The 25,527-nt window shown below is 34.2% G+C and carries 21 protein-coding genes; 10 read left to right on the top strand and 11 right to left on the bottom strand.

Features of this window, described 5'->3' with window-relative positions; translation table 11 throughout:
- The first annotated feature begins 287 nt into the window (after nucleotides 1-287).
- The 5 genes from JM172_RS09900 to JM172_RS09880 all read left to right on the top strand — a co-directional run bounded on the left by JM172_RS09900 (nucleotide 288) and on the right by JM172_RS09880 (nucleotide 6,393).
- Nucleotides 288-1,862: a cation:proton antiporter gene (locus JM172_RS09900; protein WP_214482126.1), complete on the top strand. Its 1,575-nt coding sequence runs from the start codon at nucleotides 288-290 to the stop codon at nucleotides 1,860-1,862.
- A 342-nt stretch (nucleotides 1,863-2,204) separates the two neighbouring features.
- Nucleotides 2,205-3,434 (top strand): S-layer homology domain-containing protein, encoded by a 1,230-nt coding sequence (locus JM172_RS09895; protein ID WP_214482125.1) that lies wholly within the window; start codon nucleotides 2,205-2,207, stop codon nucleotides 3,432-3,434.
- A gap of 130 nt (nucleotides 3,435-3,564) precedes the next feature.
- Nucleotides 3,565-5,073: a PAS domain-containing sensor histidine kinase gene (locus JM172_RS09890; RefSeq protein ID WP_214482124.1), complete on the top strand. Its 1,509-nt coding sequence runs from the start codon at nucleotides 3,565-3,567 to the stop codon at nucleotides 5,071-5,073.
- 56 nt (nucleotides 5,074-5,129) lie between these two features.
- Nucleotides 5,130-5,891 (top strand): DUF4931 domain-containing protein, encoded by a 762-nt coding sequence (locus JM172_RS09885; protein ID WP_214482123.1) that lies wholly within the window; start codon nucleotides 5,130-5,132, stop codon nucleotides 5,889-5,891.
- A 145-nt stretch (nucleotides 5,892-6,036) separates the two neighbouring features.
- Nucleotides 6,037-6,393 (top strand): hypothetical protein, encoded by a 357-nt coding sequence (locus tag JM172_RS09880; RefSeq protein ID WP_214482122.1) that lies wholly within the window; start codon nucleotides 6,037-6,039, stop codon nucleotides 6,391-6,393.
- A gap of 261 nt (nucleotides 6,394-6,654) precedes the next feature.
- On the opposite strand, the gene JM172_RS25150 is transcribed toward JM172_RS09880, so the two are convergent.
- Nucleotides 6,655-6,783: a hypothetical protein gene (locus tag JM172_RS25150; RefSeq protein WP_284730446.1), complete on the bottom strand. Its 129-nt coding sequence runs from the start codon at nucleotides 6,781-6,783 to the stop codon at nucleotides 6,655-6,657.
- Between the two features lie 650 nt (nucleotides 6,784-7,433).
- Between JM172_RS25150 and JM172_RS09875 the strand changes: the two genes are divergently transcribed.
- Both JM172_RS09875 and JM172_RS09870 read left to right on the top strand, forming a co-directional pair.
- Entirely contained in the window at nucleotides 7,434-7,592 is a 159-nt protein-coding gene (locus JM172_RS09875; RefSeq protein ID WP_214482121.1) for a hypothetical protein, read from the top strand.
- Between the two features lie 297 nt (nucleotides 7,593-7,889).
- Nucleotides 7,890-8,120 carry a hypothetical protein gene (locus JM172_RS09870; RefSeq protein ID WP_214482120.1) on the top strand — a complete coding sequence of 77 codons (231 nt, stop codon included), beginning with the start codon at nucleotides 7,890-7,892 and terminating at the stop codon, nucleotides 8,118-8,120.
- A 403-nt stretch (nucleotides 8,121-8,523) separates the two neighbouring features.
- On the opposite strand, the gene JM172_RS09865 is transcribed toward JM172_RS09870, so the two are convergent.
- The 8 genes from JM172_RS09865 to JM172_RS09830 all read right to left on the bottom strand — a co-directional run bounded on the left by JM172_RS09865 (nucleotide 8,524) and on the right by JM172_RS09830 (nucleotide 19,732).
- On the bottom strand, nucleotides 8,524-8,805 hold the full coding sequence (locus tag JM172_RS09865) for a ferredoxin family protein (RefSeq protein ID WP_214482118.1): 282 nt from the start codon (nucleotides 8,803-8,805) through the stop codon (nucleotides 8,524-8,526).
- The gene (locus tag JM172_RS09860) at nucleotides 8,805-10,100 is read right to left on the bottom strand and encodes an FAD-dependent oxidoreductase (protein WP_214482114.1); all 1,296 of its coding nucleotides are present in this window, start codon (nucleotides 10,098-10,100) and stop codon (nucleotides 8,805-8,807) included. Before JM172_RS09860 ends, JM172_RS09865 begins: the two co-directional genes overlap by 1 nt.
- Entirely contained in the window at nucleotides 10,093-11,118 is a 1,026-nt protein-coding gene (locus JM172_RS09855) for an electron transfer flavoprotein subunit alpha/FixB family protein (protein ID WP_214482112.1), read from the bottom strand. Before JM172_RS09855 ends, JM172_RS09860 begins: the two co-directional genes overlap by 8 nt.
- Nucleotides 11,119-11,190: 72 nt before the next feature.
- Complete coding sequence (locus tag JM172_RS09850; RefSeq protein WP_214482110.1) at nucleotides 11,191-12,015, bottom strand: electron transfer flavoprotein subunit beta/FixA family protein; 825 nt, start codon at nucleotides 12,013-12,015, stop codon at nucleotides 11,191-11,193.
- A 798-nt stretch (nucleotides 12,016-12,813) separates the two neighbouring features.
- The gene (locus JM172_RS09845; protein ID WP_214482108.1) at nucleotides 12,814-13,059 is read right to left on the bottom strand and encodes an aspartyl-phosphate phosphatase Spo0E family protein; all 246 of its coding nucleotides are present in this window, start codon (nucleotides 13,057-13,059) and stop codon (nucleotides 12,814-12,816) included.
- Nucleotides 13,060-13,805: 746 nt separating this feature from the next.
- Nucleotides 13,806-15,995, bottom strand: coding sequence for a PAS domain-containing sensor histidine kinase (locus JM172_RS09840; RefSeq protein WP_214482100.1), 2,190 nt, complete (start codon nucleotides 15,993-15,995; stop codon nucleotides 13,806-13,808).
- A 429-nt stretch (nucleotides 15,996-16,424) separates the two neighbouring features.
- Nucleotides 16,425-18,713 carry a thiamine pyrophosphate-dependent enzyme gene (locus JM172_RS09835; RefSeq protein ID WP_250886608.1) on the bottom strand — a complete coding sequence of 763 codons (2,289 nt, stop codon included), beginning with the start codon at nucleotides 18,711-18,713 and terminating at the stop codon, nucleotides 16,425-16,427.
- Nucleotides 18,714-18,718: 5 nt separating this feature from the next.
- Nucleotides 18,719-19,732: a 2-oxoacid:acceptor oxidoreductase family protein gene (locus JM172_RS09830; protein WP_214482097.1), complete on the bottom strand. Its 1,014-nt coding sequence runs from the start codon at nucleotides 19,730-19,732 to the stop codon at nucleotides 18,719-18,721.
- Nucleotides 19,733-20,445: 713 nt separating this feature from the next.
- On the opposite strand from JM172_RS09830, the gene JM172_RS09825 reads away from it, so the two are divergent.
- Complete coding sequence (locus JM172_RS09825; RefSeq protein ID WP_214482090.1) at nucleotides 20,446-21,462, top strand: LCP family protein; 1,017 nt, start codon at nucleotides 20,446-20,448, stop codon at nucleotides 21,460-21,462.
- Between the two features lie 279 nt (nucleotides 21,463-21,741).
- Here JM172_RS09825 and JM172_RS09820 read toward each other — a convergent pair whose 3' ends face one another.
- Nucleotides 21,742-22,392, bottom strand: a complete 651-nt coding sequence (locus tag JM172_RS09820; RefSeq protein WP_352223265.1) for a peroxiredoxin-like family protein — start codon at nucleotides 22,390-22,392, stop codon at nucleotides 21,742-21,744.
- 510 nt (nucleotides 22,393-22,902) lie between these two features.
- Entirely contained in the window at nucleotides 22,903-23,619 is a 717-nt protein-coding gene (locus JM172_RS09815; protein WP_214482088.1) for a lysophospholipid acyltransferase family protein, read from the bottom strand.
- 176 nt (nucleotides 23,620-23,795) lie between these two features.
- Between JM172_RS09815 and JM172_RS09810 the strand changes: the two genes are divergently transcribed.
- Both JM172_RS09810 and JM172_RS09805 read left to right on the top strand, forming a co-directional pair.
- The gene (locus tag JM172_RS09810; protein ID WP_214482084.1) at nucleotides 23,796-24,128 is read left to right on the top strand and encodes an ArsR/SmtB family transcription factor; all 333 of its coding nucleotides are present in this window, start codon (nucleotides 23,796-23,798) and stop codon (nucleotides 24,126-24,128) included.
- Nucleotides 24,129-24,149: 21 nt separating this feature from the next.
- Entirely contained in the window at nucleotides 24,150-25,520 is a 1,371-nt protein-coding gene (locus JM172_RS09805; RefSeq protein WP_214482082.1) for an aldehyde dehydrogenase, read from the top strand.
- The last annotated feature ends 7 nt before the right edge of the window (nucleotides 25,521-25,527 follow it).

Below are 25,527 nucleotides of genomic sequence, written 5' to 3'. Positions count from 1 at the left end.
CCCCACCTTATTTTTATTTTGAACCACTTCTACTATTCTACATTGTTTATGAAAGTCCTTCTAAACAATATTCGAAAAATATCAATTTAATACCCAAAAAAGAGTAAGGAAATGACGATTATGATGCAAAATATAAAAACCTTCTTTATTAAGCCGATTAATTGAGCTCATATGAAAATAATGTTAATCTTTGTGATTTTTTCTAACTAAGTATGATAGGATAAGAACGAATAATTAAGAAAGTTGCAATTATTGTAAACGTTGTTTATTTTAAGGAGGATAAAAAAATGCACGAATTAGACTTGCACCACATTTTTGAACTTGGCATGATTTTAATCATGCTTGCGGCAGGAATAACTGCAATAGCAAAGAAGTTTAAGCAACCATATCCAATTGCACTTGTTATTGTAGGAACTATTATTGGGTTAGTAAATATCCCTGTACTTGAACCATTGAAGGAGTTTATTACCGAAGGAGAAGTGTTCAACTTTGTTATCATTACACTGTTTCTACCTGCTTTATTAGGGGAAGCTGCACTGAAACTCCCATATACACATTTGTTGGAAAATAAAAAGCCAATTATTGCATTAGCATTTGGAGGAACCTTTTTATCTTTCCTTATCATTGGTTTTTCATCCCATTACCTGTTAAATTTATCTATACCTGCAGCCTTCGTATTCGCCGCATTAATGAGTGCTACAGACCCTGTAAGTGTATTATCAATATTTAAAAGTGTTGGTGTTAAAAAACGCCTTGCTACTGTAATTGAGGGTGAGTCTCTTTTTAATGATGGCTTAGCAGTTGTTCTATTTAATATTTCTGCATTTTATTTACTCTCTTATATTGATCAAGGTTGGGTAGGCGCCGGCCTAGGTGCTTGGGAATTTATAAAGGTAATCTCACTAGGACTCATTATTGGTGGTTCATTAGGATATGCATTCTCACTATTAACTAAATATTTTGATGATTATCCCCTCGAAATTATTTTTAGTATTATTTTATTTTACGGATCGTTTTTATTAGCCGAAAGCGTACATGCTTCAGGAGTTATCGCAGTAGTTGTAGCTTCACTTATCTTCGGTAATTATGGATCAAAAATTGGGATGAGCCCAACTACAAAACTAAATATCAATAATTTTTGGGACGTCGCTGCATTACTTGCCAATTCACTTGTCTTTTTAATGGTTGGATTAGAAATAACAAGAATAGACCTAACTGACAAATGGGGCATGATTGGATTAGCGTTGCTCATCGTATTAATCGGTCGAAGCATTGCGGTCTATACTAGCTTGTCAATCGTCAAAAATTTCCCATTAAATTGGAAACATGTACTGAATTGGGGAGGGTTAAAAGGGTCGCTATCCATTGCACTCGTATTAAGCTTACCGCGTGACTTTACGGGACGAGAAGATATCTTAATTCTAGCATTCAGTGTTGTACTATTTTCCCTTGTATTCCAAGGTTTAACAATAAAGCCTCTTATAAAAAAACTAGGCGTTATTTCTACTAGAAAAGGTTCTGATGATTATGAAAGATATTTAGCTCAACTATACCGATATCAAGCATCAAAGGATGAGCTATATAATGTTAAATCTAAACTATATATCCCTCATCTAGTTTACAAGGAGTTATTAGCTACTTATGACGCACATATAGAAAATATACAGAACGACCTTAACCAATTATTTAAGGAACACCCTGAATTAAAGGAAAACCAAATGGCAGCTTTAAAAAAACACATTCTATATGTGGAGCATGAAGCCATTAGTAGACTTGAAAAAGAAGACATTATTTCAGCCGAGATTAAGACAGCAGTACAAGAAACGATTACAAACGAACTGGTCAAGCTAGAAGAAAAATAACACAGCTCTATAAAACTTTACTCGATAAACATAAATATAAATCACATCACAGTAATGCAAAGCTGTTGTAAAAAATGTAGCTATAAGTATAAGGCTGTTTTCGAATAGATTATTGTTTTTCGAACTAAAAATATACATACAACTAGGCTTAGAAGTGTCTTCTCTTCTATAAAACGATGACTGTTGAATAAAATGACATTTATATCTTCTATTTTAGGAACTATAGCAACAAGGTTTATGAAAAGAGCTAATCATAAAAACTAATTATCATTGTGTATAAAAATCACCTCGTATTACAAACTATTTAGTAGTTATTTAACTCCAATACGAGGTGATTTTTTTATGGTACAAATCTTACGACATGAAGTTGAAACAAATGAAAATAACACAACAATTACAGTTTATGTAAATGAGAACCAAACAGAATTTGCAACAGAATTTGATTCTAAACAAAATGATGATAAAAATGATTTAGAAGAAAGTGTACAGAACTATGTCAAAAAGAGATTTCCAAACCTAAAAAAAGCTACTGTTAAAGTCGTTGTTGGTTCAATGCTTGTTACATCTTTTGCAGTTAGCCCAGCCTTAGGTATAATTGGAGGAGGAAATCAAGCTGAAGCAGCTGAAGCAGAAGAAGAGACTGAAGAGGCACTTGAAAGTGATTTTTCAGATGTTTCTCTCGAAAACATGGATGAAGAAACTGTTTCAGCTATTAACGATTTAGTAGATATGGGTGTCATCACAGGATATGAAGATGGCACATTCCAACCTTGGGAAGATATTTCAAGGCAGCATGCAGCAGTAATGTTTGTTAGAATGATGGATTTGGACACAACTGATGTTGAGGACCCAGGGTTTGAAGATGTAACCCCTGATGATTTGTATTACAAAGAAATTGCAGCTGCTGTTGAAGCTGGATTATTCATAAAGGCGGAGAATTTTAATCCAACTGCTACTTTCACACGGGGTCAAGCCGCTACTGTTTTGGTTAGAGCATTTGATTTAGAAGGAGATAAAACAACACCATTTACAGATATAACAGATAGTGGTCACGATGATATGATTGGAATTTTATTCAATAACGGTATAACCAAAGGAACGACTGAATCAACATTTTCACCACATTCCGAAGTAAAACGTTCACAATTCGCTCTATTTTTGTTCAGAACTTTTCAATTAGATGAAGATGTAGATGATGATACGATTGGTGAAGCTAATCCAGACGATGAGGGTATTGTCGACGACGAGACTGGTAACCCTGATGATGAAGGTAATATCGATGACGAGGCTGGCAATCCTGATGATGAAGGTAACGTCGATGACGAGACTGGCAATCCTGATGATGAAGGTAACGTCGATGATGAGACTGGCAATCCTGATGATGAGGGTATTCCTGATGATGAGGGTATTGTTGACGATGAGGCTGGCAATCCCGATGATGAGGGTGTTGTTGACGACGAGGCTGGCAATCCCGATGATGAGGGTGTTGTTGACGACGAGGCTGGTAATCCTGATGATGAGGGTATTATTGACGACGAGGCTGGTAATCCTGATAATGAGGAAAACGTCTAGGATGAGGATGAAAATACATGTGGGTGGAAACAAAAATGTTTCCACCCACTTTATTATTCCATTTTATAGCTTTTTCTTTAAGATTTGATATAATACTATACGTATGTTTATAACAAGGAGCAGGTATATCTTGAAGAAAAAACATGGATTATATAAACACATTTCTTTTTACATTTTATTAGTAATCATTCCATCAATATTAATTATTACGGTAGTAATTAACTATGTTGTAGATGATTTAAAAAAAGATTTGTATGATGAAACGAAAGAGATTGTCAAATTTCATGAAAATCATATAGACAGTTTTATCGGTGAGGCAAAAGTTAGTCTAGAAACGCTCGCATTAGTCTATAACATATTAGATGAGAGCGAAAGTAATTTAACTCAAATTTTACAAAATACACAACAAAAAGATCCTCGATTTGATGGATTGTATTTTGTGAATAAAAGTGGAGTTATCACAGTAGGTTCGACTGCTATGCTTGAGAATGTTCCAATCTACGATCGAGAGTATTTTCTAGAGGCACAAAAAACTAAAAAAACAACAATCTCAAAATCCCTTTTTAGTAGAGTTAGTGGTGATGAAGTCATAGTAGTTATCACACCTATTACTCAAAATAACGATGAAATAAAAGGTTATTTATTAGCGAGTTTACGCCTTAATTATATGGAAAATGTCATGAATCAGTTAACCCCGAATATGATTATTAAAGTTTCTGATTCCAATCAGCCATTTTTATTTGGAACGAAGCAAGCTAAAAATATTAACGAACCTTTCCCAATTAAGGAACAATTTAATGAAGTACCTTGGGTAATAGAAGCTCAACCTTTAGCTTTGGAGAAAAAAGAGCTCATTCAAACAAGTTTGTTAATTATAGGGCTTACGTTCTTTTTTACTAATATCCTTTTTTTATTTGGAGAATATGTTTTACTTAAAAGAAAAGCCAAAGTTGAACGCCTACAGAATGATGCACAAAAGCTTGAGTTAGTGGGAGCATTAGCAGCAAGTACTGCACATGAGATTCGCAACCCTTTAACTGGTATAAAAGGGCTCATTCAACTGTTAAGTGAAAAATATAAAAACCAAGAAGATCAATATTATTTCTCTGTTATCCAAACAGAAATTAATAGAATTAATGAAATTTCAAGTGAATTTTTAGTTCTTGGTAAACCTACCATTCAAAAAAACGAAAAGTATTGCCTAGTAGATATTTTAGATGAACTTGACCCTATTCTGCGCTCAGAAGCAAATTTATATAATGTAGAGTTAGATGTTATTACGCCAACACATAAAGTTTATGTTCGCCTTTCAAAAGATCATATTAAACAAGTCATATTAAATCTAACAAAAAATGCTCTTGAATCGATAAAAAATGATGGACGAATTAAGATACAATTATGTACAAGAGATAAATTCTGTAGACTTGAGATTACAGATAATGGAAAAGGTATGACGGAAGAGGTATTATCGAAAGTATTCACACCATTTTTTACAATGAAGGATAAAGGCACTGGTCTTGGCCTTGTCGTATGTAAAAGGATCGTTAATATGTATAACGGACATATAAAGATTCATAGTATTGAAAACAAAGGAACAACCGTTGAGATTTTATTCCCATTATGTACATCTAAGAAATAGCTATCCTTGCTATAACCTAGCAGAATCTCAAAAGAAAGAAAGTAGGTGAAATTGTTGTGTCTAATACACACCTAGAATTCAATATGCTTATAGGTGCAAATAAACCAGAAAATATAATAAATAAAAATGCATCATGTCCATTCTGTGATCGTGATAGCTTGGAAAATATTATAGACGAAGACAGAGCAATCATTCTACTAAAGAATAAATATCCAGTTCTAAAAGACGCATATCAAACTGTAATAATTGAAACTGATGATTGTCACTCAGAACTTTCGACTTATTCAAAAGATCATTTGTATCGACTCTTATCCTTTAGCTTAAATCATTGGATAAAATTAATGAATACAAATGAATACCAGTCAGTTATATTTTTTAAAAACCATGGCCCATATTCGGGCGGATCGTTAAGACACCCACATATGCAAATTGTAGGCCTTAATTATGTTGATTACTCACAAAATGTTTCAATAAGGGATTTCGAAGGCATTCATATTGCTTCAAAAGATGGTGTTTTGTTCAACATTTCATCCTTTCCCCGAATGGGCTTTGTTGAATTAAATATCAAGCTACCATCTTTTGAGAAACATTTAGTGATGGCTGATTATATCCAAATTGCAACCCATTATGTATTAAATCATTTTCACAAAAACTGTAATAGTTATAATCTTTTTTTCTATTATGTAGAAAATGAGATTTACGCTAAAGTCATTCCACGGTTTACTACATCACCGTTGTTTGTTGGATATTCAATTCCACAAGTCTCAAATCAAACTTCAAGAATTGCAAAGAATATACAAGAAAAGTATTTTAAATGACTTGTTTAAGTTACAAAATAATAATAAATGTGAACTTTTTCTGAAAATTTAAAAAATATGATATGAAAATTGTATTTTTTGTCATATAATATAGTCACAGCCTTTTAATCATGTAGATTTTTTTTAGATAGAAAGGAGTGGCGAAATGAATACACATCCTAATTATCGAGAGTTTTATCAAAAATCATGTATTTGTATGGGCGAGAGTGATCGTAATAAATTTGTTGAACAAATTAAAGAACAAGTAGATCATACGAATATGGCTACTCATTGGCTAATAGCTTTAGAAGGTGAACCTATAGACAACAATTCAGAAATATATATATGGAAAGTTATAGTGTTCCCTGCATACGTTGATGGAATGTTTTATTACCGAAATCCTCAGGTTCTTATCAAATCTATTCATTCCATGCATAAGGCTTTTGAGTTAGCGAAAGAGCTAGAAACACATATAAAATCTGATTGCCTTTTAATTAACTACTCAAATAAACAAGTCGGTTAATTTATATGCTTTACTCTTTTTATTCAATTATGTGAAAACTAACACATAACTGATTTACATACCTTATTCACTTCTTAACAAGTGGATGTTTACGAATTGAATGTTGTTTATCGAATTAGGATAAACAACTCATATAAAACAATTTACCCCGCTCTTTACGAACGGGGTTTTTTTGCGGAGGATCGGAAAAGATAGTATTAATTCCCTATCGTTTGTACTTGTAGTAAACTTACTAAATATACCTTACCACCAATGTCCTATTCAATCTCTCAAATCAGAAATAATTTCCAAACAATCTCCAACCGTCAGCTCTACATCAGAATGTATTTCTTCTTTTGCTCGACGATCACCATCACAAAGCAACATTATATCTATATTTACGTCATTCATATGATTACTCCTTCCTTATATCCAAACATTACAAATTCAAATTATACGGTAATATATTAGTTAACATTTTTTCAATACTATTCCACTCTTTATCCTAGTTGCATAAAGTTTCCCTGGCATAACAATTTCTTTGAACAGATTTTGTATACCTTTCATGCCCTCCTATATTAATTATCGTAATTCTCATCTTGTTTTTCAGAGTATTTCATCCTATCTTAATTTAGTATTTTATTATTCTTTTTCATTCACTATTACCTTTGACTTATAATTAACTTAATTCTTCACAGTTAACTTTCGATTAGTTTAAATGTCCTAGTATATCATCCCACGTTAATAATTTATTGCGATACGTTTTAAGGTGGGCGACAAATACAATATAGATTTTCGGCAATTATACTCCCCCTGACTTAAACTAACAGTTTCCCAGGGACATTTAACAACGGGGCTTTTAAATCCTCTCGACTGAAATTACTTACACTGACCTATACGAAAAAAATGTCAAGTTACTAAATGGTACTTGCAAATTGTAAACAATACTCCTAATGGAACGGTTTTATTTATCGATACTAAGACCTATTCCGTTATTGCTACCGTTTCAGTAAAGTGATTACCTACCGATGTGGCAAATGATGCCGAGGAAAAACTCGCCCATGTTACGAACCAAGGATGAAGCGAAAGTAGCAACTGATAATCCTACTGAAGTTAGGGTTGAGATTACGACTGAAACCGCTAGAAAAGAGATAACTGTGGAAGCAGTCGAAGAGCAAGCCGAAAAAGATAACGTAAATTTATTGATTCGGTATGTATGAAGTTGGCGTGGATATTGAGGAGGGACTTTATAAAAGTGATGGGTTGGTTCGGTATTATATTAGGAGCAGTTATCAAGATCAGTGGTGAGTTTGACGAAATTATTGGAAAGTTAACCCGGTGGAATCAAGTCTGGTAGAAACCCTTGAATCAGACGTTACTTTAGAACGCAAGTGTCCGCTATTGGTATAAAAATCCATGATGCTTACCCGACTGAAATCGTGACGTCTTTCAGCGTCGGCAAATATCATTAGGAAGTCTGTACTACTAGGGAGTAGAAATCTTCTGAAGGTAACAGAATGGGGTACTTGGCTCGATTAACCGATTTTAGTGGTAATTTAAATATGAATATAACGAATGTCAACCCAATCGGCTCTGCAATTGTTGAGTTCAATGCTTTGGAAGTAGGTTTTCAAGTGTTCGGTAATGAACCGCTTGACATAAAGTTGAATAAAAAGAAATTGCCCCGCCCAATAAAGAACGGGGATTTCTCAGAGGACTTGAAAAGAATAGGTTTAACAGCTATCTAACGTAGTATCACCCGCGCTCCTAACTCTTATTCGCCAATGTCCAATCAAAATTGTAACCACTTGCCGTCTTGTACACACCTGTCTAAATGCCTCTATTCGAATTGCCTTCCACCATTGTCAAGTGAAGTACCTAGCGTATTGATTCCCGGTTCGTTAACTTCTTTGTCGAACAGTATTAACATAACATCAATGATCTGAATTTTCCCCTACTAATCCTTTAATACCTTGTTTATAATGTCAATCCATCGATCCCAAATATAATTGATAACGACGATTATAGGAGTATGTAAAAAGCCGGCACTAAGCCGACTTAATTTGTAATCATATCGCAAGTTACGAAGTATACTTTCCATGGTCACAAACATGGTAACTATCATAATCACGAACGATCATTTTTCACTTATTATGCTAGTCTAAATACTACACCGTGCCCACCTTTAGGATATTCCCATTTGATATTTTGGTATGGGCAACCAATACGGCAACTTCCACATTCATGACAACCTTCGTACCCTACATGCATCCGTATATCCTCCCATTTGTAAACTTCCGCTGGACAGAATACGGTACACAACTTATCTGGACACTTTTCGATACATACATCGTGGTCTAAAACTGTTAAGTGGGACTCTGTATCTGCTTTAAACCGTACTAAATACTGTTTATCTTCTATTGTATTTGACATTATTTCACCGCCTTCCACGCACGATACATATCAGACATGAGTTTAAATGTACCTTTTTCACCTCTAATTGTTCGAATAATTTCCTTTTGTTTATCTTTCTTAGGTGTTCCATCAACTGTGAAAAACTTACTTGCAGCTTTATTCATCATTGGTAAATATTCCTTAAAATATTGTGGATTATTTTCGAATGTATGAGTTGCATCTTTATATTTCTTTAAATCTTTTCCAATAAAACTGTTATAAATATTCTCACGATACACATTCAATGTAGCTTCAGAGTAGCTATCTCTTTCTTTTGCGTACAGAATCGCTTCTGCTGCAAGTCGTCCAGATGACATTGCCATATTTGATCCCTCTCGATGAATTGCATTTACGAATTGTGCTGCATCACCCGCAACGAGAACACCGTCACCAACGATTTTTGGTATAGAATGATATCCGCCCTCAGGAATAAGATGCGCCAAATATTCTACCGATTCTCCGCCATCAACATAAGGTTTGACCATCGGATGTGACTTTACATAATCGAGTAAATCATATGGCTTCATCTTTGCTTTAATCATACTCGATAGTGTAGTCCCTACCCCTAAATTTAGACTATCTTTATTTGTATACAAAAAGGCTGTACCTAAATTTCCTTTAGTTGAGTCTCCAAAGATTTCAACTGTACAGCCTTGATTATCTTCGAGATTAAATCTTTCATTAATTTTAGCCTTCGGGAGGTTAATCACCTCCATGACGGTTAACGCTACCTCATCAGGCTTAAATTCTTTATGAAATCCTAATTGTTTTCCTAATAAAGAATTAACTCCGTCGGCTAAAACAACAACATCTGCGTATACATCTCCATCCGGTCGATCAGTCCTTACACCGATAACTTTACCATTTTCTACGATACATTCTTTCACAACGGTTTCATTAATTAATAGAGCTCCAGCTTCTACTGCTTTTTGAGCAAACCATTGATCAAATTTAGCGCGTAAAACCGTAAAGTTATTATAAGGCTCTTTTCCCCATTCAAGACCCTTATATCCAAAGGAAACCATGGATTCTTTATCCATCATCCAAAAGCGTTGTTCAATAACCGGCCTTTCTAAAGGAGCCTCTTTCCAAAACTCTGGAATGATCTCTTCCATTTGCTTTCTATATAACACGCCACCCATGACGTTTTTACTGCCAGGGTATTCTCCACGTTCAATAAGAAGTACATTTAAACCATTTTTTGCACAAGTATATGCACAAGAAGTACCTGCTGGTCCTGCTCCTACGACTATAACATCAAATTTTTCAGACATAGCTAACTTCACCGTCCTTCTGAGTACGTACCTTCTTGAATTGTTCGATTAGTTTTGGAACGATTTCAAGCGCATCTCCTACAATTCCATATGTTGACACATCAAATATAGGTGCGTTTTCATCCTTATTAATGGCAATGATATATTCAGAGTTTTTCATTCCAACAACATGTTGAATTGCACCTGATATTCCTATAGCAAAATATATTTTAGGAGTTACTGTTTCTCCAGTCTGTCCAACTTGATTTTCGTGTGGTAGCCATCCAGCTTCTACTACATCACGAGTACCCCCAACTGTTCCCCCAATGACATCTGCTAATTCATGAATGAGTTGAAACCCTTTCTCATCACCCAAACCTTTCCCACCAGCTACAATAACATGCGCTTCAGCTAGTGCTGCCTTCTTGTCAACATCTTTCACTATTTGCAATACCTTAGTACGCAATTGATCTTCCTGTAAATCAATTGTTTCTTCGATCATGTTACCTGTACGACCGTAATCTGGTAATAGCGCTTTCATTACCTTCGGACGCACAGTAGCCATTTGTGGTCGATGCTTCTTACACAAAATCGTTGCCATAATATTTCCACCAAAAGCTGGACGACTAGCTTCTAATAATCGCTTTTCGACATTTACGTCTAGCATCGTTGTGTCTGCCGTTAACCCAGTACTTAAATCTGTTGCTACAGCACTTGCAAGGTCCTTCCCATTCGGAGTTGCACCATATAAAAAAATCTCTGGTTTATATTTCTCACTAACTTTCACAACCCCTGCCATGTAAGTTTCAGTACGATAATCTTTCAAAATTGGATCATCAATGACATAAACCTCATCTGCACCAAATGCAAATATATCTGAGCTCAGCTCCTTCACACCATCTCCGAGTAAAATTCCTGCCAAAGAAACATCTAGTTTATCTGCTAGCTTTCTACCTGCTCCTAGCAGTTCCAATGAAACTCCTTCTATTTTTCCATCATTTTGCTCTATAAAAACCCAAACACCTCTGTTTTCTTCCATATAGCTTCCCCCTATTCATTCTTTGAAAAGTAGTCGTTATTAGAGGTTATCTCATAGTTCAAGCAGCTTTCTTCAGCCTTCAACTTTTTCTTCAAATAACTCTTTCTTTTCCAAGAGTAGATTAATAATTTGATTGACTTGTTCATCGACTGTTCCTTCAATTATTTTCCCACCTTCTGGCTTAGGCGGGGTAAACATTTTGCCAACTATCGTCGGAGAACCTTTTAGCCCTAGCTGCTTTCGATCTACATTTTCAAGATCATTAACAGTCCAAACTATAGGAGAATAACGCGCAGCCATTATCATGTTAGGTAATGGTGCATATTCAATGTCATTTATTTCTTTTTCAACTGTTAAGAGTGATGGGATAGTTGTTTGAATAAGTTCATATCCATTAGATAATTTCCTTTTAACTAACATCGTTTTTTCTGGCTGATTAATTTCCACCACTTCAATGACATTGGTAATTGGAGGTATATCTAACCTTCTTGCTATTCCTGGTCCTGTTTGCCCTGTATCACCATCTATTGCATGCTTTCCACATAACACCAAATCTATTGGTTGTTCTTTCTTAATTTTCTCTAGCGCTTTCGACAAGGCATAGCTAGTTGCTAATGTATCAGCTCCAGCAAACGCCCGATCAGAGATTAAGTATCCTTGATCTGCGCCAATTTCAATACATTTTTTAATTACGGCATCTGCTTGTGGTGGACCCATTGATAATACAGTAATTTTCCCACCTACTAGCTTTTTTAAGCGGACTGCTTCTTGAACAGCATGAGCATCATACGGGTTCAAAATAGCGGGAGCACTCCGGCGGTCTAACGTATTGGTTTTAGGATTAATTTTAATAATCTTTGTGTCTGGTACTTGTTTAACGCAAACTACGATGTGCATTCGTTACCCTCACTCCTCTAAAAAATTTATAAATGAGTTCATTCGAAAAGCTATTGCACTTTTTGAATAAGCTCTATTACATCATTCAGTTGTACGTCTAAATCTTGCTATAATATTTGAGACATAGTGTAATGAATAACAATTAGCAATAATGCTGCTGATTAACCAACCTGACGTTTCTCAAACGAATGCTCCAAAACATTTTGTTATTATTTTCACAATAATGTCTATAAAAAAGGCTTTTTTACGTACTATAGTATTCGAGACATTATGTTATACGATGAGCATAGCCTCAAAGTCACTATTAGCTGTTCTAATCTAGGAAAATATAGAACAAAGTTTACGAAAAGAGCCTTATAAAAACCAAATAAAAGACCTAATTCTAGTCAAACAGGAAAACGGCATATAGTTTCTGCTTGTTGACAGGGTTATTCAGGTGTCCATTAAGATTTATTTATCGGTATAAGAATATTGAGTGTTCTACGGCGGTTTTAACTTTATCTAGATGAGTTTCTTTGGAGAGTCTCTAACATGCTGTATATGATGTCGAATAATGTAAGCGTTATCTCAATCTTTATTTGACCAAATCTTCGCAAGATAGTCTGTGACGTTCATCACAATACATCATATATAAATATAAATTAGGAGGTGAAATTATTATTGTATTAGTTGGAGTTTGGTGAATATTTAAATTATTATAAACATTAAAATAATTAATATTATATAAACTTATTTTAAGTATTTTTCTACCGTTTGTAAAGTAGTAAATCCAATCTTATCTTCTTCAACTAGACGCAATCACCCTGTTTTAGTTCCAGATTTCACTTTACCTTTCTTCATAGGCTTGTCCCAAAAGAAAAATACTTGATAAGATAGACGCTCTTGTTTCTTCAACGTTAGTTGTTGGTACTTATAAATTAGCTTATCCAATTCTTGACTGCACTTAACAACCTCTTCACTTGAGTAATTTCTTTCTGAAGCTAACGTTAACATTTCTTTTCTTTTTTTATCAATCTTTAATTGAAGACTATTAAGATTATTCATAAATTTCTCCACCATTCTCCCCTCAAATGCGATCTTTAGACGAAGTTGTCACAAAATTGTATGAAATGATCTGCTTCACTCTAAATGTCGTTTTCTAAACATACAAAAAAAATGAGTACTTGTGAATTATTACAAAATATTCTTTTCTTGTAAATAGATTCGCAAAATTAGACAAAATCTCTTAATAAAGATTATATTTCTATGCTCAATAAATGGCATATTAACAACAAAAAAGCTAGGTGAACCTATATTATTCACCTAGCTTTTTTGCTTTATAGCATCTATCAATATTAAATTTTTTTGTTGTTATTTATTTTTGTAATGATTTCTTCTTGTTCCGCTTTTGAAATGATACTCATTTTTGAGCAAAGTAGTGTATAAAAACCAATCTTTTGTTTGATTTTCATGTATATAACCCCCTTTTTACCTAGACCAACATTTTTTACTTTAGTTAATTATATGACAAGGTATATACAAATGTTAAATAAAATAAGCTCATTTCGTAAACTATGTAGCTATTGTGATTAAATTAGGCAAAATTGACTTTATTATAAATAAGAAAAATTCCTCGAAAGCTTGATTTATACGTATTTACTTCTTAGTACAAAAAGCAACAAACAACTCTTATACATCCTTTTAATTGAATCTACAGTTGCTTAAATGCTAAAGTCATCCTCAAAAGATAAAAGTTTATGCACATGTTACATGCTAAGTTCAAAATAACAATGAATGCGAATTGGAGTCGATCATTTCTCGACTGGTAATGTAATATAGAAAGTTGTACCCTGTCCTTGCTCACTTTCAACATGTATACTGCCCTTGTGTTCTTCGATAATCTGATAACTAACCATCAGCCCTAAACCTGTTCCAGACTCTTTTGTCGTAAAAAATGGCTCACCTAATCTTGATAACATTTCTTTTGGCATGCCGTTACCTTCATCTCGAATTGTAATCATCAGTTCACTTTGGTTTCTCATTTCCGTTTTAACAGTAATCGTTCCACCGTTACTCATCACTTCAATGCCATTTTTTATAATATTAATAAATACTTGCTTCAGTCGATTTGGTTCACAATACATAAAAGGTAAACCATCCTTAAAAACTGTGACAAATTCTATATTATGAAGCAATGCCTGTGCGGATAATAAGTCAATTGTTTCTTTGACAATTGTTGATACATCCTTATGTACAAATAATTCATGCTTAGGTTTTGCCAACATCAAAAAATCAGTTATGATCGTTTCTATACGATTGATTTCAGAAGTAATGACATCAAAATACATTTGATAATTTTCTTTAATACTACTTTCTAGTAATTGTATAAAACCTTTTAATGCGGTAACTGGATTTCTAATTTCATGAGCAATTCCTGCAGCAAGTTGACCTACAACACTAAGTGTGTCTGATTTTCTAATATGCTCCTCCATACCGATACGTTCAGAAACGTCTCTGACAATTGTGATATTAAGCCCTTCTACAACATTTTGCTTTGCAGCAAATTCAAGATACTTAAGTTGTTTCCTACTATCCCTTATCTTTAATCTACCCTTTGATTCGCCTTCTTCGTTAAAGTTTACTAAACCTCCATTTTCACATTCTAGGTTATCAATAAAATCGGATAAATTCGAGTTAGTTAATTCTTCTTGACTTAAACCGTATATGTCACATGCTGCTGGATTTACATCAACGATATTGAATTGATGATCCCAAAAAACTATGCCATCCAACGCCCAATTAAATGTATTTCTAAACCTCTGATCACTTTCTCTAAGTTGATGTTCAATCTCAATACGTTTACTAATATTTCTGAAGACAACTACGTTTAAGCCATCTATAATTCCCTTCTTAGTTGTAAATTCAAGATATTTCTTCTCACCATTAGGCATATAAAATACTAAATCATCTCTAATCTCGATATTATCACGGAATTTCTCCAATAAATCCTTCATTTTAGGATGTTTATTGTCAACAAAATCGGACAATTTTTTTGAAATAAGAATATCAAGAGGTAATTCAAAAGTACGACTTGCAGCATGGTTTGCTTTTTTTATTTGAAAACTGTCATCATACAACATAATCGCTTCATGGGCGTGCTCAAAAATCGCTCGGAACCTTTCTTCACTTTTTTCAAGCTCTATTTCCATATCTCGTTTTTGAGTGATATCACGTATGATAGCTATCCTAGATCCACTATTTACATTTGCTGCAACTGAGTATTCTACGTATATCTCTTTACCATCAAGGAGTACAACATGCAGTACACCCTTCTTTCTACGATTTATGACAAGATTCTTTAGCACAATTTTTATGTATTGCTGATCATTCATATGTACAAATTGAAAAATATTAAAAGAACGTATTTGACTTTCTCTTATATTTAAATATGTTCTCATAGGTTCATTCATGTCAATAAATTGACCTTCTTTGTCGAAAATGAGTATACCATCTACAGTATGGTCAAACAATTCTAGTAACATTTGTTCATTTATAGAATGTTCTTGTTCTATTTTTTTACGTTTTGTGACATCTCTAAATAGCGAAACGCAATAATCTCCAATTACATTTATGTTTGTTCCATATTCTATATATTTTAATGTTCCATTATTCAATCTTATCGGAAATTCATTAGTTACTTGCTTATTTGATTCAAAAATGGTCAACCTCTTAATCATAGTTTCTTTTGGAACAACAGTTAAAAAATCTCTCATGTTCTTAGTAAGTAATTGTTCTTCGGGAAGTTCAAACATTTCGCATGCCATCTCATTTACTTTCACAAAATTACCTTTATTATCAAATACAACGATAGCTTCATTTGCTTTCTTATAGTATGTACGAATGTCAAGTAGTTGTTGTTGAAGCTGCTTATTATTCTTTTCAAGCTGTGATATGTATTTTTTTAACTTTTCAACTTCGTTATCATTAGTTGTTTCGTTCAAGTTCATTAACCCTCCCCTTTAAAACAAATACTGTCTCAATTAGTCGTTTTTTCATCATAAGAAAAAACGCTTCTTAGCCCCTTCCCTACTTTAAAAAGATTGTAGTAGCATAATATTGCATAGAGCTTTTCTTATGTAGGATACACCGTTTATGGGCTTAATCAAAATGTGGCAAGTAACAATCATGTTGAATAATGTAGAATTATTCAAAATTGTCGAATTTTTAATATAATATATTATATCATAGTTAAAGTTTGTATTAATGTAAATATTTTGTATCACTAACTATACCTTACACTTCTTTGCCTATTCACTATAGAACAAAACAAAAGACTAACTCTTAAAGTATAGTCACTCGATATAGTCAATATCATCAATGGACTATATCGAGCAAACAATGCTCTTCTCGTGAGTTAGTCTCCTGTTTATTTACAAATATGGACTGTCATTAAATGCTTTTAAACGTTGCCATCTTCTTTCTACCTCATCTTCAAACTCGCTAAGCATCTCACTATTTTCTTCCTTTAATAGATGCTTAGTTTTACCCATAAATTTCAACCAATCTGTTAATGGAATTCGCTTTTTCTTCGTATCTGGATTATATGTTATTGTTGTTTCTCCACGTTCAATTTCATAAAGCGGGAAAAAGCAAGAGTGAACAGCTGCTTCCATAATTTTCTGACCGAAACGATCCTCAGACTTCCAATTTAGAGGACATGTGATTAAAATCTTCCCATAAACTGTGCCAACATTTTGTGCATACCATTGTGCTTTTGCAGCCTTTTTTACCAAATCTTGCGGAAATGCTTCTGTACCAGTGAAGACATATGGAATATTAGTAGCAGCCATTATTTGAGCGGTATCCTTATGATGAAATGCTTTACCACTTTGTATTTTACCTACACCTGTAGTACTCGTCATATGACCCAAAGGTGTTGAATAGGACATTTGTGATCCTGTATTCATATACCCTTCATTATCATATTCCAGCATAATTATTTTATGGTTACGTAGAGCGGTCCCTATTGCAGAGCCCATTCCAATATCCATACCTCCATCACCTGTAACCATTACGAATGTTACATCATCTGCAACATCGATCTCTCCACGTCTTTTCATTTCGAAGAAGGCTTCTGCTGTACCTGATAGAGTTGCTGGGCCATTTTGGAATAAATTATGAATCATTGTTTGCTTATGTGAGCTATAAGGGTATGCCGTAGTTACTACATACGCACAACCGGTTTGAAATAAGACAACAATGTCGCCTTCAATGCCTTTAAAGAACAACTCTAATCCAGAAAAAATCCCACAACCTGGACATGCACCATGCCCTGATGCTATACGTTTAGGCTTACTTGTTAATGCTCTTAATGGTGGGATTTTAACTTTTAATTTATTCGTTTCTGCATCTTCAGTTACTTTAATCAGTCCTGATTTAAACGTTTCACCGTGCATTGGTTTTATCGCTTGCTTAAGTGAGTCTTCTGGATATCCTTTTATATGTCCGTAGTAATCGAATACTTTATCGGCATATCCTTTTTCTACCGCAGAAATTGCCTCATTAAAGAAAGCCTCTGCATCGTCAACAAAAAAATCCTTCCCACCAACTCCAAAAACACGACTCAGTACAATCGTGTCATTATCCCTATCTTCTTGGAGGGCTGATTTCACCTCATGCGTGATATTTGGTCCATTAGCTCCGTAAGAATCAGCTCGTTCACCTACTAAAAGCGCTTTTACACCTCTCAATGCATGCTTAACCTCTTCTGTAGGAAACGGCCGAATCATATTTGGACTAATTACCCCAGCTTTAACACCTTTACTACGAAGCTTATCCACTGTATCCTTTGCTGTTTCAGCAGCAGAATTTAATAGAAATAATGCCACTTCTGCATCTTCCATTTTATATAAGTCTAGTATAGGGTATTCTCTCCCTGATAACTTTGCATACTCACAAGTAATTTGTTTATATACTTCTGATGAGTTATAAAGCGCTTCTGATTGCTGGTAGTTATTATTTATTAAGTCATCACCATTCATATGTGCACCAATTGTAACTGGGTTATGTAAATCAACTGCTCGTGGATAATCAGTAGGACATTCTCCAACAAACTCTTGCACAACATTCCTATCTTTAAAATACTCTACCTTTCTTTTTTGGTGAGAAGTAAAGAAACCATCATATGCAACAATTACAGGCAACCTAACATCAGCATGCTCGGCAATTTTCAGCGCGATCATATTCATGTCGTACACTGCCTGAGGACTTCTAGCCGTTAATATAACCCACCCTGTGTTTAAGGCATAATATAAGTCAGAATGGTCGCCTCTAATATCAAGCGGGCCACTTACAGAACGTGTTACGAGATTCATAACCATAGGGAAACGAGTTCCAGATTGTACTGGTAATTGTTCAATCATATATAATAATCCATTGGCGCTCGTTGCATTAAAAACTCTGGCTCCAGCAACAGCTGCCCCATAACATATTCCTGCTGAACCATGCTCACCATCAGCAGGTATTAGCTGGATGTCATGTTCTCCCCTTGATCTCATTTGATCTAAATATTGAGCAACTTCTGTTGACGGCGTTATTGGGAAATACCCCATTATATGATAGTTAATTTGTGCAGCAGCCATTGCGGCCATTTCATTTCCTGATTCAAACGTGACGACTTGCTCAGCTCTATTAGCTTCATTTACTTTTTCTTCAATCATTGCCACTATAAAACACCTCCTGATACTAATGGGAATTTATGCTTTACTTGATTCTTTTCAGCGAAACCAATCTCTTCTCTCAAATCTGCTAATGCAGAAGTAGGACAAGCTTCGACACATTTAAGGCACCCCTTACAATATTGATAATCAATTCCTTTAAGAAACATTTGCTCTCGACCACGTTTGTCTTCACCTTTTTCCCATACAAAGCAAAAATCTGGACAAACTGTATCACAAGCAGCACAATTTATACATTTATCTTGGTCAAATTGAGGTAAGAAACCTTGTCGAGAACCACTTAGATCTTTAAAAATACTATTTGCATTAGCGGTAATTATTCCTCCGGAAGTTTGTGTATCATACCCTAGTTTTGCTTCTAATCTAGTAAACTGTTTTTCAACTACTTCGCCTGGGACATCGTAGGTCTTAAACTGTACTTGCGCATATCCACGATTAAATGTTCGAATATTCGGTTCTACTAAATGTGGATATTTATTTTCAAATGTCTTTCGAATAACGTCACGCATAGCGTCTGCATCTAAGAAATCGCATATTCTAAACAATGCACCAAGCATAGCAGTATTGACCTTTGTTTTTTCTTCAACTGCTATTCCAAGAGCATCAACAATCGCCAATGTTCCATATTTAAGTTGTAAATCACCTTTAACAGCATCAAACTCTCGAACTGAATTAACTAATACGATTCCATCCGAAGCCAATCCACTGACCACATCGACCATTTTATATAATGCTTCATGAAAAACTCCGATGACATGCGGCTGTTCGATCGGACTATGTGCTCTAATTTCTGTATCTGGATCACAAAAACGAACGAATCCTTTTACAGGCGAACCTTTTTTTTCTGAGCCGTACGAGGAAAAGTTGGAACCGTTCAATCCAAGCCCTAGCACACCTGCTTCTGCTAGCATTTTTCCAGCTAAATTAGCCCCAAGACCTCCTATTGATTCTAATCTAATTTCATAAAAACCAAGTTCATTTTTCTTTGGTAGTATTGACATTACATCACCCCTAATCTTTGTTAATGTATTCCCCTATATCTAATTGTAGTTTTTTATATGGTTTTTGACTGTGACAAAAGTCAAACATTTATTTATTTTTTGTAATACAATTTTTATCTTTTTAAGCAATTGCTGAATTTTTAACATTTGTAAACGCTAACATAATATGTAACAGTTTATTTTCTGTAATAATACAGTTGGAGTTTCTTCACTAAAATTTTTATTTTTTTTCATACAAATCTCATATAATTTGATAACTTATTTATTGTGAAAGGCTGTTTTCGCATTTATTGTTTCTTTTCGTAATAAGAGCTAAACACGCTTGTAACAAAGTTCGGGGCATGTTTTGCAATATAAATTTATATAATACACACAAATATAAATGAAAAAAGCAACAAAGTTTACGAAAGAAACCTTGAGAATAGACTCTTTTCGTAAACTTTGTTGCTACCATTCCTAAACTAGGATTTAAACATGACGTTTTATAGAAAATGATATTGTGTTGTCTAGTTATATACGTGGTTATTTATTAGCTAGGAAAAACAACAAGTTATCAGAGAACTACCTGCGAAAAAAAAAGAAAATTGCTCCTTATATGCAGATTTTGTATTAAAAACTAGCATTTTGTATTCTCTTTGTTACTTACTTGTAACTTTTATGTTTTTTGCTTATGTTATTATTTACGAATAGTAGAATTAATTTGGAGGAAACTAATGCTAAAAAATAAAAAACATCGAAAACTACTCATATACGTGACAATTCCTTTGTTGTTCCTCATATTAGCTGGTGGGGTATACGCATCCGTTCTATTTAATAAAGCACAAACAACTGCTGAAAAAGCACATAAAGAGCTTGACAGAGGCGAGCAATCAGAAAGACGTACTGATGGGGTGAATCCTAAATCAGACAATATTTCTATCTTATTAATGGGCGTTGACGACAGTGAAACTAGAAATATTGGAGACAGATTAGGCGAAGGACCACGAACTGATGCATTGTTACTAGCTACGTTTAACGAGAACAAGAAATCAGTTAAACTTGTGCACATCCCTAGAGATTCTTATGTTCCTTTACAATTTTATGATGGAGAAAAGCATCGAATTAATAGCGCATATCATTTTGGTTTAGCAGATGGCGCTGTGCAAACATTAGAAGAATTATTTGATATACCTGTTGATTATTATGCTACTGTTAACTTCAACTCTTTCATGGATATAGTAGATTCCCTCAACGGGATAGAAGTTGATGTACCTGTTACATTTACAGAGCAGGATAGTCAAGACCGTTCAAAAGCTATCCACCTTGAAAAAGGATTACAAACACTAAACGGAGAAGAAGCTCTCGCCTTAGCAAGAACAAGGAAAATTGATACCGATGTGGAGAGAGGGAAACGACAACAGTTGATTTTAGAAGCTATAGTGAAAAAAGCTGCATCACTTGGTTCTATAACAAAATACGGCAATGTAATTGACGCAATTGGAGATAATATTATTACAAATTTGACATTTGATGAAATGTTATCCTTCTATGATTATGCAACGGGAGATGTAACGATAGAAACGTACACAGTGCCTGGTTATTCAAACGAACAATACGACTATATCGTTGATTATGATGCATTCGAAATAATAAGACAGGATTTAAAAGCACACTTAAATATTGAAACAACAAATATAGAGACTAACACTGCAGACAACCATTCACATGATGAAGTACAAAATAATAACTAACTTAATATAAGCTCTTTTCACAAACTTGTTGTTATTGAGACTAATTTAGGACAGCAACAAATGAACTTATGAAATTGACCATATTTATAATGAGAAAAGATACCATGAACACTTGGGCTTAACGTAATTAGCAATGAGGAATGCGAAGATAGCCAAAGTAGAAAAGACCTCGAATGCTAAATTTATAAGTTATTAAATTCTTAGTAAGATGAATTTCAGTCAATGAAAAACAACAAAATAAGAGGGTCTAACTCAAATAGAGCTTAGACCCTTAAAAAATTATAAAGACTTTAGTTCGTTAATTACTTCTGATGGTTCCATTCGTTTCGTATAATCAGGGTTAACAGAAGCTAATCTAATTTTCCCATTCTGATCGATTATAAATGTTGCTGGAACAGGTAATGACCAGTCACTATCGTTAAATTCTTCTAAGTTAATACCGAAACCTTTGTACACTTCAACTAAATATGTTGGTAATTCAAATAATAAATTATATTCCTTAATTACGTGAGAACCCACATCACTTAGAACTGGGTATGCAAGTTCATTTTTTTCCTTCATTGACAATGAATGATCTGGTGTTTGAGGACTAATAGCAATCAATTGCGCACCTAGAGCATTTATTTCCGGTAATGCTTGCTGATATGCCCTAAGTTCCAGATTGCAATAAGGACACCACTCACCTCTATAAAAAGTTAATATAACCGGCCCCTTTTGTAGTTGCTCATAAAGATTCAGTTCTTTTCCTGTCGGGTCAGATAAAGTAAACTCTGGAGCATGATCACCTATTTCTAATCCTTTTGCAATATCTGATTGAGCAAGGTCTGTAGTAGCCTGAACCATTTTATTTAAAACCTCTTCAGGCATTTTTTTTACTGCATTTTCGTTGTATGCCTTTAGTTGTTCTGCCAACGTTGTCAATATACTCACTCCTTTTAATAAATTCACTTTAATGATAACAAGTATCATCAATAGGTTAGGACTTTCTAAAGAACTAACAATATGATTTTCCTAACACTATGTTTTTATTCTATATCCACCTTCGATTTTTTTCTGTAAGCTTGCTTACAATTTATATTTTTTAAATTCATATCGTAATGCTCTTTTCGCAAACTTTGTTGCTATTGTTATCAAATTAGTACCAAAAAAGTAGTTTACATTGTTAGTTATCGTTGTAGAAAAGGTGTCACGAGCTTTAGCTGTGTACGTGTTTATTTCTTAAAACGAATAACAACCATCAATGCAAAAACAAGCTTTCGGACTGATTCTTTCAAGCAGCTTTCAACGATCGGATGGATGCTCAGCATACTTACGGAGTGAAATATATTTGTAATGCAACTTCACTAAAGTAACAAAAGAGCCTGTTCTTATCTTCAGACTCTTCTATTATGGCTAGATATTTTTTAATGTAAATATGATGCATCTGGTAACAATATGGGCTCAAACTAATTCTTTTTCAATACTATTTTGTACATTTGTTGCAAGGTCATTGATCGTCATACCATCGTACTCTTCTTTTGAAATAGGTTTAGAAATAATTACTTCAACATTCGCTCCTTTAAGAATATTCTTGTTAGCTTCCATGATTTTATATGAGCCATTGATCGTAATTGGGACAATTGGCACGCCTGATTTAGTCGCTAACTTAAAGCTACCTGGTTTAAATTCACCTATAGCATTTCCTTTGCTTCGAGTTCCTTCAGGAAAAATAACAAGTGAATGTCCTTCTTTTAAATTGTTAATCCCTAAATTGATTGCCTTAACTGATTGACGAATATTTTTACGATCCATAAACACACATCTCATCAATAACATCCAATGAGAAATAATAGGATATTTTTTAATTTCCAATTTAGAAATAAACCCCATTTTTTTGTCTAGAAAACCTAATATAATAGGAATATCAAAATTCCCTTGGTGATTACTTACGAAAAGAACAGGCTGATGATCTGGAATGTTTTCCTTACCTTTCACATTGATCGTTGAGCCTGTAAGATTGACTAATGTTCTAGACCACCGTCTTGTTTCTCTTAAAACGATTTGGTCTCTTTCTGAGTGCAATTCTCTTTTATCTAGCTGTCTCGCTTTTAGTAAGGCGGGGACAGTAAATAGTAAATGTAGCCAAAAATAGATAAACCATACGATTGTACGAATCATGTTGACACCATCCAGTTCTCATAAATTATAGAATTATCTTGCTCACGTCTATTTATATTAATGATAGTTTAATATTTTTTCAACTATAGACTACAATTGATTCGAATACATTGACATATTGTTAATAATGTTATACATTTGGTTTAAAAGTTTAAACGAAAGAACGAGGTGTCGTCATGAAGCAACATAAAGCAGAACCTCAAGATATTTTAGCAGTATTCCGTGAAGCGATCCCTGCCTTTCAAGTCCTTTCAGATAAAACACGACAAGATATCATACTTTTGTTAGATGAACATGAAGAAACAGGGCTTAATGTAAATGAAATAGCTGAAAAGCTCCCATTATCCAGACCAGCAATTTCGCACCATTTAAAAAATTTAAAACAAGCTGGTCTTGTTGATGTTAGACAACACGGCACAGGTAATTATTACTACTTAACCCTTCTTCAAGCTGTAGAGCATATGAAGCATCTTATTTCATTACTGGAAAACAACTGTGAATTGAAATAAAAAGTATAGGGGGAATTTTACATGACTGAAATTAGCGATTTAGTAAAAAAACAAAAAAAGTTTTTTTTCACAGGTGAAACGAAAGATGTTACTTTCAGATTGAACGCCCTTAGCAAGTTGAAAAAGGCAATTCTTGAAAATGAACGTGGGATAACTACCGCATTAAAGACTGATTTAAACAAATCTGAAGCTGATACTTATATGTCTGAAATCGGCTTAGTATTATCTGAGATTTCAGTTATTCAAAAAGGCTTGAGGTCATGGGTTAAACCAAAAAGAGTTAAAACTCCTATTTCTCACTTTGGCGCATCAAGTTATCGATATGCTGAGCCTTACGGTGTTACCCTTACTATTGCTCCGTGGAATTACCCATTCCAACTAGCACTCACTCCTATCCTTGGTGCAATTGCTGGTGGAAATACTGTAATTTTAAAACCTTCAGAGTTAACACCGACTGTTTCAGCAATTTTAAAAGAACTGTTGTCTTCAACCTTTGATGAAGAGTATATAGCTGTAGTTGAGGGCGGAGTAGAAGAAAGTACACAACTTTTAAATGAACCTGTTGATTATATCTTCTTCACAGGTAGCGTCCCAGTTGGCAAAATTGTGATGGAAGCTGCATCAAAAAACTTAACTCCAGTAACTTTAGAACTTGGTGGCAAAAGTCCAGTTATTGTTGATGAAACGGCTGACTTAAAACTTGCAGCAAAACGAATTGTATGGGGTAAATTCTTTAATGCTGGGCAAACTTGTGTTGCTCCAGACTACATGCTCGTTCACCATAGTGTAAAAGACGAGCTCATTAATAATATGAGGAAAATAATCAATGAGTTTTATACTGATAATGCTCTTACTAATGAAGAATATACTCATATAGTCAATGAACGCCATTTTCAACGGTTAGTAAAATATTTAAGTGACGGTAATATTATCGTTGGTGGAAATATAGATGAAGAATTGCATGCGATTGAACCTACCATTTTAGATCATATTACATGGGACGATTCAATAATGCAAGATGAAATATTCGGCCCAATACTACCTGTCATTGAATATAGTGATGCGAGTGAAGTGATTAACATGGTAAACGACCGACCGAAACCATTAGCCCTATATTTGTTTTCTAGCAATAAACAAGCTCAAGAGCACATCATTAACAACATCTCTTACGGTGGTGGATGTATAAACGATACGCTCTATCATCTAGCTTCTCCACACCTTCCATTCGGGGGCGTTGGAACTAGTGGTGTAGGTGCATATCATGGTAAACATAGTTTTGATACGTTCTCCCATTACAAAAGTGTTCTAAAACAAACGACTAAATTTGACATACCATTACGTTACCCAAATATAAAAAATGGACTAAAGCTTGCAAAAAAAATATTAAAATAAAAATTCT

It is taken from the genome of Bacillus sp. SM2101, from assembly GCF_018588585.1.
Taxonomy (GTDB): Bacteria; Bacillota; Bacilli; order Bacillales; family SM2101; genus Nanhaiella; species Nanhaiella sioensis.
The sequence above is the reverse complement of the archived record's forward strand: the minus strand, read 5'-3'. Positions and strand labels throughout refer to the sequence as shown.

Coding starts and splice junctions, on each gene's coding strand:
- JM172_RS09850 (WP_214482110.1), bottom strand. CDS start 12,015: ATGCACATCGTAGTTTGCGTTAAACAAGTACCAGACACAAAGATTATT.
- JM172_RS09805 (WP_214482082.1), top strand. CDS start 24,150: ATGACTGAAATTAGCGATTTAGTAAAAAAACAAAAAAAGTTTTTTTTC.
- JM172_RS09835 (WP_250886608.1), bottom strand. CDS start 18,713: ATGATTGAAGAAAAAGTAAATGAAGCTAATAGAGCTGAGCAAGTCGTC.
- JM172_RS09810 (WP_214482084.1), top strand. CDS start 23,796: ATGAAGCAACATAAAGCAGAACCTCAAGATATTTTAGCAGTATTCCGT.
- JM172_RS09830 (WP_214482097.1), bottom strand. CDS start 19,732: ATGTCAATACTACCAAAGAAAAATGAACTTGGTTTTTATGAAATTAGA.
- JM172_RS09825 (WP_214482090.1), top strand. CDS start 20,446: ATGCTAAAAAATAAAAAACATCGAAAACTACTCATATACGTGACAATT.
- JM172_RS09865 (WP_214482118.1), bottom strand. CDS start 8,805: ATGTCAAATACAATAGAAGATAAACAGTATTTAGTACGGTTTAAAGCA.
- JM172_RS09900 (WP_214482126.1), top strand. CDS start 288: ATGCACGAATTAGACTTGCACCACATTTTTGAACTTGGCATGATTTTA.
- JM172_RS09860 (WP_214482114.1), bottom strand. CDS start 10,100: ATGTCTGAAAAATTTGATGTTATAGTCGTAGGAGCAGGACCAGCAGGT.
- JM172_RS09880 (WP_214482122.1), top strand. CDS start 6,037: ATGAATACACATCCTAATTATCGAGAGTTTTATCAAAAATCATGTATT.
- JM172_RS09870 (WP_214482120.1), top strand. CDS start 7,890: ATGGGGTACTTGGCTCGATTAACCGATTTTAGTGGTAATTTAAATATG.
- JM172_RS09875 (WP_214482121.1), top strand. CDS start 7,434: ATGTTACGAACCAAGGATGAAGCGAAAGTAGCAACTGATAATCCTACT.
- JM172_RS09845 (WP_214482108.1), bottom strand. CDS start 13,059: ATGAATAATCTTAATAGTCTTCAATTAAAGATTGATAAAAAAAGAAAA.
- JM172_RS25150 (WP_284730446.1), bottom strand. CDS start 6,783: ATGAATGACGTAAATATAGATATAATGTTGCTTTGTGATGGTGATCGT.
- JM172_RS09855 (WP_214482112.1), bottom strand. CDS start 11,118: ATGGAAGAAAACAGAGGTGTTTGGGTTTTTATAGAGCAAAATGATGGA.
- JM172_RS09895 (WP_214482125.1), top strand. CDS start 2,205: ATGGTACAAATCTTACGACATGAAGTTGAAACAAATGAAAATAACACA.
- JM172_RS09815 (WP_214482088.1), bottom strand. CDS start 23,619: ATGATTCGTACAATCGTATGGTTTATCTATTTTTGGCTACATTTACTA.